Genomic DNA, 11,806 nt, shown 5'->3' with positions numbered 1-11,806 from the left:
CTGTGATGGACAAGTTATCAATAGCGCCGGAGCAACCCGACGAGGCGCCCCTGCACCTTGACGCGCTCCGGGCCGAAAATGCGTGTCTCGTATGCCGGGTTGGCGGCTTCAAGAGCGACAGAATTACCCTTGCGCCGAAGCCGCTTCAGCGTTGCTTCTTCGTCGTCCACCAAAGCCACGACGATCTCGCCAGTGCCCGCGGAGTCCTGCTTGCGGATAAGGACTGTGTCGCCATCGAAAATGCCTGCTTCGATCATCGAGTCGCCGCGAACCTCAAGGGCATAGTGCTCGCCGGTTCCCAGCATCTCCGGGGGGATCGTGATTGTATGTGAATGGGTCTGAATCGCTTCGATCGGCACACCGGCAGCAATCCGGCCCATCACCGGTACCGAGACGGACCGAGAGGGGCCTTCTCCGGTCTCAGCCGACCGTACGGGAGGCTGCGGCGGCACCTTGCCCAGATTTCCTTCAATCACGCTCGGCTCAAACCGCGCCTTGCGGCCGCCGAGCGCCGGGTTCATAGAATCCGGGAGTTTGAGCACCTCTAGTGCACGTGCCCGATTGGGCAGGCGACGGATGAAGCCTCGTTCCTCCAGCGCCGTGATAAGTCGATGGATGCCCGATTTAGAGGCAAGATCGAGCGCTTCTTTCATTTCATCGAACGAGGGGGGAATGCCGGTTTCCTTCATCCGTTCGTGGATGAACATCAGCAACTCATGTTGTTTGCGCGTCAGCATTATGCCCCTCGGCCGCAGAATCAGAACAAAGACTGAACGATCTTATGTGTTCCAGTTATGTTCTGCAAGGCCAGGGTAAATATCTGGTTATTGGAAGGCCTGATCGAGCGGCAATACCCATACAAGATCGCCTTCCGCACCTCCCGGGTCATCTTCGGGCTGAATGATGAGTGCATCGGCCGAGGCGAGTGAAGACAGGTGCGCGCTGTCGGTTTGCGGTATGGGAAGGACCACGGTGCCGTTTTCCGTGGTCACTATCCTGCCGCGCAGAAAATGACGCCGGCTTCCGTTCGGTGTCGTGGTGCCAGCCAGCGGCAGCCGCAAGGGTTGTGCCTCTGCCAGGCCGAGCCAACGACGCAGGGCAGGGAGGATGAAAACAGTGGCTGTAACCATTGCCGAGACCGGATTGCCCGGCAGGCCGAACACCAATGTCTTGCCGCGATGGCCGAACATCAACGGCTTGCCCGGGCGCATATTGACGCGCCAGAAGTCGATTTCGACGCCCAGGTCCTGCAGCACATCCTGAACGATGTCATGCTCGCCGACACTGGCACCGCCGGTGGTGATCAGAATGTCGAAGCCACTGTCCAGGGCTTCCGAAAGTGCAAGCACGGCGCTTTGCCGATTGTCCCGCACAATTCCCAGATCCTCAGTGCTTTCGGCAAAGGAGGACAACAGCGGCGCAAGTCCATAGCTGTTGGAGGCGACGATCTGTCCCGGCGCTAGCGTCTGCCCGGGCAGAATCAACTCGTCACCGGTGGCCAGAACGCCGATACGCGGCCGGCGTGCCACCTCAAGCATCGGGGCGTTGGCTGCGGCGGCCAGTGCTAGGCTGAACGGACCAAGACGTGTGCCCTGAGGCAGGATTTCGCTTCCTGCTGCAAAGTCATTGCCGCGGGGCCGCACGCTGCGACCGGCAGCCACAGTGCTGCGAAAGCTGACCTTGTCATCTTTCCTGTCCGCTTCCTCCTGCATGATGACCGCATCGGCACCTCCAGGCAGTGGCGCACCCGTGAAAATCCGGACGACTTCGCCTTGGCTAATGGTGCCGTCAAAGCCGGCGCCAGCCTGCGAAGTGCCGATCACCGAAAGGGGCTGCCCGGCTTCTACATCGGCGGCCCGTACGGCGTATCCGTCCATCGCACTGGCATCGAACGGCGGCTGATTATGCTGGGCTTTCAGAGGCTCGGCTAATACACGGCCGTCTGCCTGCTCGAGCGGGACGGTTTCGCTGATGACCGGAGGAACGCGGGCGAGGATGCGCGCCAGAGCTTCGTCTACTGGCAATAAACTCATGCGACGCGGACGAAGTCGCCGGATTTGCCGCCGCTCTTCTCGAGCAGGCGCAAATTGGTCACGGTCATGCCGCGATCTATGGCCTTGGCCATATCGTATAGTGTCAAAGCGGCCGTGGAAGCGGCTGTCAGAGCTTCCATTTCAACCCCGGTCCTGTCGGTCGTTTCGGCTGCAGCTCTGATGTGCAGGCCCGTATTGTCCGGCAACGGGGCGATCTCTACTGAAACCTTGGTCAGCGCGATCGGGTGACAGAGGGGGATAAGGTCCGAGGTCTTCTTTGCAGCCATGATGCCTGCAATTCTCGCGACGGAGACCGCGTCGCCCTTCTTCAGGCCGCCGGAGATAATGACCGCCACGGTTTCGGGAGCCGCCAGTACAGTGGCCTCGGCGACCGCGCGCCGACGAGTCGCCTCCTTGTCGCCGATATCGACGATCTCGGCTTCCCCGCGAGCGTTGAGATGGGTGAGCGCGGGTTCAGAACTCATCAGCCAACAACTTTCTCGCCCTCGAGGAGGGCGCGGGTGGCGGCGGTGACATCGTCCTGACGCATCAGGCTTTCGCCGACGAGAAAACAGCCAACGCCGGCTTCCGCATCGAGATGACGGAGGTGTTTGTGATCGACGATGCCGCTTTCACTCACCAGCAGCACGCCATCCGGCACGCCGACAGCGAGATCAAGGGAGGTGTCTAGCCGGGTCTCGAACGTGCGCAGGTTTCGGTTGTTGATGCCGATGAACCGCGCATCAAGTGCCAGGGCACGGTCCAGTTCCAGCTGATCGTGCACTTCAACGAGCGCATCCATGCCCCACTCTTCCGCCGAATCGAGCAGGTAGCGGGCAGTGTCATCTCCAACTGCGGCAAGAATGATAAGGATACAGTCCGCGCCCCAGGCACGCGCCTCGGCGACCTGATAGGTTTCGAACAGGAAGTCCTTTCGCAATACCGGAAGGCGGGTCGCAGCCCGCGCTTCGATCAGGTAACTCGGCGAACCCTGAAACGAGGGGCGATCGGTCAATACCGAAAGGCATGCGGCGCCAGCGAGTTCGTAGGCGCGAGCGATCTCGGCAGGATTGAAATCGGCGCGTATCAGACCCTTGGATGGGCTTGCCTTTTTGACTTCCGCAATCAGACCGTATTGATTTGCCGCGCGCTTTGCCTTGAGCGCGTCAACGAAGCCGCGTGGGGGCGTCTGGTCGTGCGCTTCGGCCACCAGTTCAGCCCATGGGCGCATGGCCTTGGCCGCTGCAATCTCCTCGCGCTTATAGGCTTCGATCTGGCGCAGGATATCTGTCATTGGCTCTGCCCGTTGGATACTGCGACGAGTTGGTCGAGCACTTGCCGGGCACGTCCACTGTCGATGAGTTCGGAGGAGGCTTCGACGCCTGCCGCCAAGCTGTCTACTTTCTCGGCTATGAACAGGGCTGCTCCCGCGTTCATCAGCACAATGTCTCTATAGGCGCCCGGCTCGCCGTCGAGCAGCGCCTTCAATGCCGCCGCGTTGTAATCCGGATCACCGCCTTCGATGTCCTTCAACTCGGCGCGAGGCAATCCCACACCCTCGGGAGAAATCTCGAAGCTACGCAGATCGCCATCGATAATCTGCGCCACAAAATTGGAACTTGTGGTGCTCAGTTCATCGAGGCCATCATCGCTGCAGACCACCCAGGCCCGCTTCGCCCGATTGGCCAGCAGCGCCGCCGCAACGGGCTCGACCCATTCACGATCGTATACGCCAAGCAAATAGTGGCGAACGCCGGCAGGGTTAGCTTGCGGCCCCAGCAGGTTGAACATTGTGCGGATACCCATCTCCATCCGGGTCGGGCCCACATGCTTCATCGCCGGGTGATGTTGCGGGGCGAACATGAACCCGATTCCGGCAGTCTCGATACAGGCGGTTATCTCTGCTGGCGTAAGATCCAGCTTGATTCCCAACGCCTCGAGAGCCTGTGACGAGCCGGACTTTGAGGAGAGGGCACGGTTGCCGTGTTTCGCCACCGGAACACCTGCTGCGGCGACGACAAAAGCTGCTGCGGTCGAGATGTTGTAGGTATCGGCGCCGTCACCTCCGGTACCGACAATGTCAAGAGCGTTGTCCGGTGCGTCGACCGGCACCATTTTCTCGCGCAGGACAGACACCGCCGCCGCGATTTCACCCACGGTCTCGCCTTTTACGCGCATGCCCATGAGAAACGCCGCGATTTGCGAGGGAGTGGCTTCGCCAGACATGATGGTGCGCATCACGGCGCGCATTTCTTCACCGGTCAGGTCCTGATGGCTGGCGATCTTGTTGAGTGCGCCCTTGAAGTCGATCACGCTGCCTTCTCCTTGTTGAAGTCGCCGGCGATATTCAGGAAGTTCTGCAGCATGGCGTGACCATGCTCTGACGCGATACTTTCCGGATGGAACTGCACGCCGTGGAGCGGCAAGGAGCGGTGCTGCAGGCCCATGATGATGCCGTCTTCCGTGCGGGCGGTGACTTCCAGCGTTTCGGGTAGTGTCGAAGGCTCAACAGTCAGCGAATGGTAGCGTGTCGCCTCGAATGCGTCGTTGATTCCACGAAAAACTCCTTGGCCGGAATGTGTGATGCGGCTGGTCTTGCCGTGCATCAGACTTGGGGCGCGGACGACGTTGCCTCCCATGGCCTGGCCAATCGCCTGATGGCCGAGGCAGACGCCGAGCATCGGGATGTCGGCCTTGAAGCGGTCTATGACCGACAGGCAGATTCCGGCATCGTTGGGTGTGCAGGGACCTGGAGACAGCACAATCGCCTCCGGCTGCATTGCGGCGATTTCCTCGATCGTCACTTTGTCGTTGCGGCGTACCGTGATGCTCGCGCCGAGTTCTCCGAGGAAATGCACGAGGTTGTAGGTGAAGCTGTCATAATTATCGATAACGAGCGTACGGGTCATGGCTTACTGTTCCGAAAAAAGCTCAGGGGTTCAGGCTTCTGACCTGCTGCGCCATCGAAACCGAGATATTGCGCCACTCATTGTCCGATCCTTGCTTCACCGGCATAGCGTAGCGCTTCTTCGGCGGCGCTGAATAGTGCGCGCGCCTTGTTTTCGCATTCCATCTGCTCAAGTTCAGGCTTGCTGTCAGCGACGATGCCCGCACCGGCCTGAACATAAAGCCGCTCATTCTTGAGAATTGCAGTGCGCAATACGATGCATGTGTCCATCGTGCCATCAGCGCCGAAATAGCCGACGCAGCCGCCATAGATGCCGCGTCGGGATTTTTCGAGTTCGTCGATGATTTCCATCGCGCGGACCTTGGGCGCACCGGACACGGTGCCAGCCGGAAACCCTGCCGCCAGCGCATCCATAAAGTCATACTGCGGGTCGAGTTTGCCGACGACGTTCGAGACGATGTGCATGACGTGCGAATAGTATTCGAGGAAGAACTTGTCGGTGACCTTGACCGATCCGATCTCTGCCACCCGGCCCACATCGTTGCGGCCGAGGTCGAGCAGCATCAGGTGCTCTGCGAGCTCCTTGGGGTCCGAGAGGAGTTCTTCTGCAAGTTCGCGGTCCCGCGTCGGGGTCGACCCGCGCTTACGCGTGCCGGCGATGGGCCGAATGGTAACTTCCCCGTCCTCAACGCGCACGAGGATTTCCGGGCTTGAGCCAGCGACCGCAAACTCGCCAAAGTCGAGAAAGTACATGTAAGGGGAAGGATTTGTTCGGCGCAGCGCACGATAAAGCGCGGTCGGCGGTAAATTGAATGGCGCTTCAAAACGCTGGCTGAGGACGACCTGAAAAATGTCACCGGCGGTTATGTACTCTTTCGCCTGCGCGACCATTCCGGCGTATTCCGCCTGGCTGGTGTTGCTCGCGACAGAGATGCCCGACACTTCGGGGCGGTAAGCGTTCTGGGGCAGGGCGCGCGAAAGGCGTGCAACGGCATCATCGATACGCCCATTGGCAGCTTCTTCGGCCTGCGCAGCTGTGACTGCATCGCGCGGATAGACCGGCGCCGTAAGATAAAGCTCGTCTTTGAGCGTATCGAAGACGGCGAGCAGAGATGGCCGCATCAAGGTTGCTTCAGGAAGCTTAAGGTCATCAGGGTTCGAGTCCGGAAGCACTTCCATGTACCGGACCATGTCGTAACCGAGATAACCGAAAATACCCGCAGACTGCGGCGGAAGCTCTGCGGGCATCTCGATCTGAGACTCTGCAACAAGCTGACGCACCGCATCGAGTGGTTGCGCGTCGAGCGGTTGGAAAGCGTCAGGCTGATGCAGCGCGTTGCGGTTGATCAGGGGCTGTCCCGCCTCGACCCGAAACAGCAAATCCGGCTCAAGGCCGATGATCGAATACCGCCCGCGCACGGAACCGCCCTGGACGGATTCCAGCAGAAAAGTGTGCGTACGGTCCTCGGCGAGCTTGAGGTAGGTACCGATCGGCGTTTCGAGGTCAGCAACAACGCGGCGCCAGACGATCTGCGACTCGCCGCGCCGATAGCGCTCCTCAAAACTGGCGTCTCGGACGTCTGCCATTGTCGGATCTACCACCTATTGGGCGCCGGAGTCGGCGCCGATGACCTGCTGCAGCGCCTGCTGGTTGATGCTCAATCCAGCTGCCTCGCGAACCCCGGTAACGAAGCTCGCGAGGACGTCGAGCCGTAGGTCCTCGGAGAAAGCCTGCTCCAGCTGTTCGCCGGGGCCATCCTCGGCAGCGATTGTGTTGGTCACCTGAAAGACCACATCCTGGCCGGAACCGCTCGTCGCGACGCCATAGTGGTCGGCGCCTCCCGCAAACACGGCGTCTGCCACCTGCGCATCAATGGGCGTGCCACCGAGCCCCTGGCGGGTGAACGGTTGGCTGGTTTCTGCAAACAGGTTGAACTCGATTGCGAGCTCGGAAAGCGACGCGCCATTCGCAAGGCGCTGCTCGATCGCTGCGACGCGCTCATCGATCGCCTCTTCGTATTGCTGGTCGCGGTAGGCTTTGGTCACCTCAGCACGAACGTCCTCAAGTGATTGATCAGCCGGCTCATTGATCGCCTGCAGCTCAAAGAAGACGTTTCTGTTGGCGCCGAGAGTGATCGATGGCGAAAGTCGGTCGCGTTCAGCCGCGAAGATCTCGTTGGCAATGCGCGGGTACTGCTCCTGTGGGATAGTCGAAATCCCGGACAACTCGGTGCCGCTGGCGCTCACGTCGATTTCCGTCATCGGCAGATTGTATTCAGCAGCGATATCGGAGAGTGGCTCGAAGGCCGCGCGGCTCTCTTCGACCTGATCCAAGACGTCGATGTACTGATCGCGTGCACGCTGCAGGGCCAATTGATCGGCTATCTCGTCGCTCGCATCTTCGAGTGACACTTCGCCACCCTCGATGACGTCCGAAACGTGGATGGCTCGCTGCCCCCCGACACCGGGAATGACTGTGTAGCCGCCTTCTTCCAGAGCGAATGCCGCTTCTGCGAAACTCTCGTCGACGAACTGATCTCTGGCACGCGTGCCGACTGCGGAGGGCGTCAGTCCGATCTCGGCGACCAGTTCATCCCACGGCTGCCCGCTCTCTGCCGCCTGCCGGACGGTCTCGGCTTGATCTTCGCTGTCGAGGACAATCTGCTCAACAGTGCGGCGTTCCGGCTCGGTACGCGACTCGCGAGAGCGTTCGTACTCCGCCTCGATATCCGCCTCGGACACCTCGATCGTCTCAGCGATAACTTCGGGAGACAAGCTGACGACCTGCACAGTGCGGGTGGCGGGGGTGCGGAACTCTTCCTGATGCTCTGCTAGATATGCCTGAAGCTCCGCGTCGGTCGGCTCCGGCGGCGGCAAGACGCTCTGACGGTCGACCACGAAGTAATCGACGACGCGCTGGTCACCGACATAGCGGGCGAGGATCTGCGCCGCCGCGTCGGGGACGGTGATGTCGCTGAAGAGGGCCCTTGCCAATTGCTCGCGGCGCGCTGCGCTCGCTTGAAGTCCGAAATATTCGGATTCGGTCAACCCGCTCGACTGCAGGACCTGCTCGAAGCGTTGTGAATCAAAATTTCCAAGCGTGCCGGCAAAGCTCGGATCGTTCCGCAGCATTTCGGCGAGCTGTTCATCAGACACGCCCAAGTCGAACTGGTTCGCGAGATCGGTGAGCGCCGCGTCCTGCGACAAACGCTGGATCACCAGCGTTGGCAAGCCCATGTTGATCGCCTCCTGCGAGGTCGGCATGCGCCCGGTCTGGTTGGCGATCTGGTTGATCTGGCTGTTGTAGGCGCGCTGGAACTCCTGTGCGGTGATTTCCTCGCCGCCGACGCGCGCAATGGTATTGCTGCCAAAGTTCAGGATCACGTTGTTGATCCCGAAGCCTGCCACACCGATAAGCAGGAACACGCCCAAGATTTTTCCGGGAACAGATTTCGCGAAGTCTCGCAAACTATCGAGCATATTGGGCGTTCCGGTTAAGTGTTCGCGCTGTACCTTGATCGGGCGCGCGATATTAGACAGGGTCATGATGATGCCGCAAGGCGCGGTTCGCGCCGGGTTAGGGCAATCATCGATCTGGTGCAAGAGGCAGGAGCTAAAGCAGGTGTCTACGTCAATCACGCCCCTTATTGCAGGCAACTGGAAAATGAACGGGGTGACCGCTTCACTTGCGGAGCTGCAGCAACTGGGCGTTTTGTTGAGTACCGGAGAATCGCCGAGGGCAATGGTGGTGATTTGTCCGCCGGCAACGATTCTTGCGGCGGCGAGCGCGCAAGGGGCCTTGAGCGGCATCCTGACCGGCGGGCAGGACTGTCACCCTGAGGGGCAGGGCGCACATACCGGCGACATAAGCGCCGGCATGCTGGCTGATGCCGGAGCTCAGTATGTGATCGTCGGGCATAGCGAGCGCCGGCAGGATCACGGCGAAAGTAACGATCTCGTCAGGTTGAAGGCCGGCGCCGCCCTTGGCGCAGGGCTCAAGCCCATTATCTGCGTGGGCGAAAGCGAAAGCGAGCGTGACGCCGGCGAAGCCGAGAGCGTTGTCGCCGCTCAGATCGACGCCTCGGTGCCCGATGCGGCCAGCGCCCACGACATCAGCATCGCCTATGAGCCAGTGTGGGCCATCGGCACCGGGCGGACGCCATCGCATGACGAGATCGAGCGCATGCACAATTCAATCCGCAAGCAGCTCGAAGAACGCTTTGGCGAGCGTGGGGCCGGTATCCGCATTCTGTACGGCGGGTCGGTGAAGCCGATGAATGCCCGGGACATCCTTTCCATCGAGAACGTCAACGGTGCGTTGGTTGGCGGCGCCAGCCTCTTGGCAAATGACTTTTACACCATTATCTCGGCGGTCTGAGACTTGATGCTGGTGGGCCGCTGCGAAAATCACGCGGTCCGCTGGCATTTATTGCGGCTGGCGTGTATGAGGCCGCGAACCAATACATATACCGGGACCCTGAAAGTCGCATGGCGAACGTCCTTCTTGTTGCATATCTGCTGATCGTGCTTGCTCTTATCGTTGTGATTCTTCTGCAGCGATCGGAAGGAGGCGCGCTCGGCATCGGCGGTGGCGGCGGCGGTGGCGGCTTCATGACCGCGCGTGGCTCTGCCAATCTGCTGACGCGCACGACGGCTATCCTCGCGGTACTGTTTTTTGCCACGGCGATTGGCCTGACGGTTCTCAGTGAATTGGACCGCGGCACGTCGAGCATTCTCGACAGGGCTGCAGATGGCAGTGGCGGCTCGAGCGGCACGGTTCTGGATGCGCTGGATGCGTTGCAGGGCGACAGCCAAGGCGATCTTCCGGTTCCCGCGACAAGCGATGAGGCCCCCGGGGGCGAAGCGCCGAGCGCTGGTGACGACCTCAATCTTTCGGTGCCTGAGACTCCCGCTTCCGACGATACTACGGGCACGGCCCCTGCTGCACCCGAGGCTCCGGCCATCGAGACGCCAGCCGAACAGACTGACGCCGAGCCGACCGCTCCGGTAGGGGCAGATGAGGCGGTGGATGCATCCGAAGAAACGCAGCCAGCGGTACCAACCGCCCCCGGCGGCAACTAAGGCTGCTTCCGGTACACGAGTTCGAGGGGATGGCGACATCCCCTTCTTTCTTTGTATGGGCCCGTTCTCGGGTTCTGCGAATCAAATCGATAGGGGTAAGGTAGTCGTCCATGGCTCGGTACGTTTTCATCACCGGAGGCGTGGTGTCCTCGCTTGGCAAGGGCCTGACCTCGGCTGCCCTGGGCGCCATGCTCCAGGCGCGTGGGTATCGGGTGCGCATGCGCAAGCTGGATCCGTACCTGAACGTTGATCCAGGCACCATGTCGCCTACACAGCACGGCGAAGTCTTCGTAACGGATGACGGCGCCGAGACCGATCTCGATCTCGGGCACTATGAGCGCTTTACCGGTCGGTCTGCCAACAAGCGCGACAACATCACCACTGGCCGCATCTATTCGGACATTCTCGCCAAGGAACGGCGCGGCGACTATCTCGGTGCAACTGTGCAGGTGATCCCGCACGTCACGGACGCCATCAAGGAGTTCGTGCTCGAGGGAAATGAGGAGTTCGATTTCGTTCTGGTCGAGATCGGCGGCACGGTCGGCGATATCGAAGGGCTGCCGTTTTTCGAGGCGATCCGTCAGTTGGGCAACGAATTGCCGCGCGGTCACGCAGCTTATCTGCATCTGACCCTGATGCCGTTCATTCCGAGCGCGGGCGAACTCAAGACCAAGCCGACGCAGCACTCCGTCAAGGAGCTTCGGTCGATCGGCATCGCGCCGGACGTGCTGCTTGTGCGGTGTGACCGTCCGATCCCGGAAGGCGAAAAGCGCAAACTCTCGCTGTTCTGCAATGTTCGCGAGAGCTCTGTGATCCAGGGGCTAGACGTCAGCTCGATCTACGATGTGCCGCTGGCCTATCACAAGGAGGGCCTCGACCGGGAAGTCCTTGGTGCATTCGGTATCACCGACGCACCTGAGCCGGACCTGTCCGCATGGCAGGAAGTGTCCACCCGTCTGCACAACCCCGAGGGCGAGGTCAACATTGCCATCGTCGGCAAGTATACCGGTCTGAAGGACGCATACAAATCGCTCTCCGAGGCGCTCGCGCATGGCGGGATCGCCAATCGCGTCAAGGTCAAGCTGCAGTGGATCGACAGCGAGATCTTTGAGCGTGAGGACCCGGCGCCGTGGCTGGAGCACATTCACGGAATTCTGGTGCCTGGCGGGTTTGGCGAACGCGGGTCTGCCGGTAAGATCGAGGCGGCGCGTTTTGCGCGCATCAAGAATGTGCCGTATTTTGGCATCTGCTTCGGCATGCAGATGGCGTGTATAGAGGCGGCGCGCAACACTGCCGGCATCAAGAACGCATCATCGTCGGAGTTCGGCCCCACGCGTGAACCGCTTGTCGGCATCATGACCGAGTGGACGAAGGACAACAACAAGGTGGTGCGTGGCGAGGATACCGACCTCGGCGGCACGATGCGGCTCGGCGCGTATCCAGCACAGCTGACACGCGGCAGCCGCGTAGCAGATATTTATGGCGCAACCCACATCTCGGAGCGGCACCGCCACCGCTACGAGGTGAACATGAACTACCGCAAACTTCTGGAAAAGAACGGGCTGCTGTTCTCGGGCGTTTCACCCGATGGCAAGCTGCCGGAGATCGTGGAACGCACCGATCATCCGTGGTTCATTGGCGTACAGTTCCATCCGGAGCTGAAGTCTAAGCCGTTCGAGCCGCATCCGCTATTTGCAAGCTTCATCAATGCTGCAGTGGAGCAGAGCCGACTGGTGTAGGCTGACCCGAGCTGGGTTTGTGTGCATGTGATGAGAAGGTGTGA

General features: G+C 60.7%; 11 protein-coding genes. 3 read left to right on the top strand and 8 right to left on the bottom strand.

Annotated elements, in window-relative coordinates:
• Positions 1–17: 17 nt before the first annotated feature.
• The 8 genes from lexA to IE127_RS01535 all read right to left on the bottom strand — a co-directional run bounded on the left by lexA (position 18) and on the right by IE127_RS01535 (position 8,487).
• The gene (gene lexA, locus IE127_RS01570; RefSeq protein WP_189422736.1) at positions 18–737 is read right to left on the bottom strand and encodes a transcriptional repressor LexA; all 720 of its coding nucleotides are present in this window, start codon (positions 735–737) and stop codon (positions 18–20) included.
• 87 nt (positions 738–824) lie between these two features.
• Entirely contained in the window at positions 825–2,033 is a 1,209-nt protein-coding gene (locus IE127_RS01565; protein ID WP_189422734.1) for a molybdopterin molybdotransferase MoeA, read from the bottom strand.
• Positions 2,030–2,518: a cyclic pyranopterin monophosphate synthase MoaC gene (moaC, locus tag IE127_RS01560; RefSeq protein ID WP_189422733.1), complete on the bottom strand. Its 489-nt coding sequence runs from the start codon at positions 2,516–2,518 to the stop codon at positions 2,030–2,032. The genes IE127_RS01565 and moaC overlap by 4 nt, the downstream gene beginning before the upstream one ends.
• A complete protein-coding gene (gene trpC, locus IE127_RS01555) occupies positions 2,518–3,327 on the bottom strand; it encodes an indole-3-glycerol phosphate synthase TrpC (RefSeq protein ID WP_189422731.1) in 810 nt (269 codons plus the stop codon). The genes moaC and trpC overlap by 1 nt, the downstream gene beginning before the upstream one ends.
• Positions 3,324–4,346, bottom strand: coding sequence for an anthranilate phosphoribosyltransferase (gene trpD / locus IE127_RS01550; RefSeq protein WP_189422729.1), 1,023 nt, complete (start codon positions 4,344–4,346; stop codon positions 3,324–3,326). The genes trpC and trpD overlap by 4 nt, the downstream gene beginning before the upstream one ends.
• Positions 4,343–4,942, bottom strand: a complete 600-nt coding sequence (locus IE127_RS01545; protein ID WP_189422727.1) for an anthranilate synthase component II — start codon at positions 4,940–4,942, stop codon at positions 4,343–4,345. Before IE127_RS01545 ends, trpD begins: the two co-directional genes overlap by 4 nt.
• Positions 4,943–5,019: 77 nt before the next feature.
• Positions 5,020–6,528: an anthranilate synthase component I gene (trpE, locus tag IE127_RS01540; protein ID WP_189422725.1), complete on the bottom strand. Its 1,509-nt coding sequence runs from the start codon at positions 6,526–6,528 to the stop codon at positions 5,020–5,022.
• Between the two features lie 15 nt (positions 6,529–6,543).
• Entirely contained in the window at positions 6,544–8,487 is a 1,944-nt protein-coding gene (locus tag IE127_RS01535; RefSeq protein ID WP_189422723.1) for a peptidylprolyl isomerase, read from the bottom strand.
• A 76-nt stretch (positions 8,488–8,563) separates the two neighbouring features.
• Here IE127_RS01535 and tpiA point away from each other — a divergent pair, with 76 nt between their 5' ends.
• From tpiA to pyrG, 3 genes are all read left to right on the top strand, one after another.
• Entirely contained in the window at positions 8,564–9,319 is a 756-nt protein-coding gene (tpiA, locus tag IE127_RS01530) for a triose-phosphate isomerase (RefSeq protein ID WP_189422721.1), read from the top strand.
• Between the two features lie 110 nt (positions 9,320–9,429).
• Complete coding sequence (secG, locus tag IE127_RS01525) at positions 9,430–10,023, top strand: preprotein translocase subunit SecG (RefSeq protein WP_189422719.1); 594 nt, start codon at positions 9,430–9,432, stop codon at positions 10,021–10,023.
• A 110-nt stretch (positions 10,024–10,133) separates the two neighbouring features.
• Positions 10,134–11,762: a CTP synthase gene (gene pyrG, locus IE127_RS01520; protein ID WP_189422717.1), complete on the top strand. Its 1,629-nt coding sequence runs from the start codon at positions 10,134–10,136 to the stop codon at positions 11,760–11,762.
• The last annotated feature ends 44 nt before the right edge of the window (positions 11,763–11,806 follow it).

Origin of the sequence: Devosia pacifica, from assembly GCF_014652635.1 — a bacterium.
Taxonomy (GTDB): domain Bacteria; phylum Pseudomonadota; class Alphaproteobacteria; order Rhizobiales; family Devosiaceae; genus Devosia; species Devosia pacifica.
This window is presented reverse-complemented; position numbering and strand designations above follow the sequence as displayed.

What these genes read in the sequence shown, in the direction of transcription:
- IE127_RS01545 (WP_189422727.1), bottom strand. Translation starts at nt 4,942, where the DNA reads ATGACCCGTACGCTCGTTATCGATAATTATGACAGCTTCACCTACAAC.
- lexA (WP_189422736.1), bottom strand. Translation starts at nt 737, where the DNA reads ATGCTGACGCGCAAACAACATGAGTTGCTGATGTTCATCCACGAACGG.
- IE127_RS01565 (WP_189422734.1), bottom strand. Translation starts at nt 2,033, where the DNA reads ATGAGTTTATTGCCAGTAGACGAAGCTCTGGCGCGCATCCTCGCCCGC.
- trpC (WP_189422731.1), bottom strand. Translation starts at nt 3,327, where the DNA reads ATGACAGATATCCTGCGCCAGATCGAAGCCTATAAGCGCGAGGAGATT.
- secG (WP_189422719.1), top strand. Translation starts at nt 9,430, where the DNA reads ATGGCGAACGTCCTTCTTGTTGCATATCTGCTGATCGTGCTTGCTCTT.
- trpE (WP_189422725.1), bottom strand. Translation starts at nt 6,528, where the DNA reads ATGGCAGACGTCCGAGACGCCAGTTTTGAGGAGCGCTATCGGCGCGGC.
- moaC (WP_189422733.1), bottom strand. Translation starts at nt 2,518, where the DNA reads ATGAGTTCTGAACCCGCGCTCACCCATCTCAACGCTCGCGGGGAAGCC.
- IE127_RS01535 (WP_189422723.1), bottom strand. Translation starts at nt 8,487, where the DNA reads ATGACCCTGTCTAATATCGCGCGCCCGATCAAGGTACAGCGCGAACAC.
- pyrG (WP_189422717.1), top strand. Translation starts at nt 10,134, where the DNA reads ATGGCTCGGTACGTTTTCATCACCGGAGGCGTGGTGTCCTCGCTTGGC.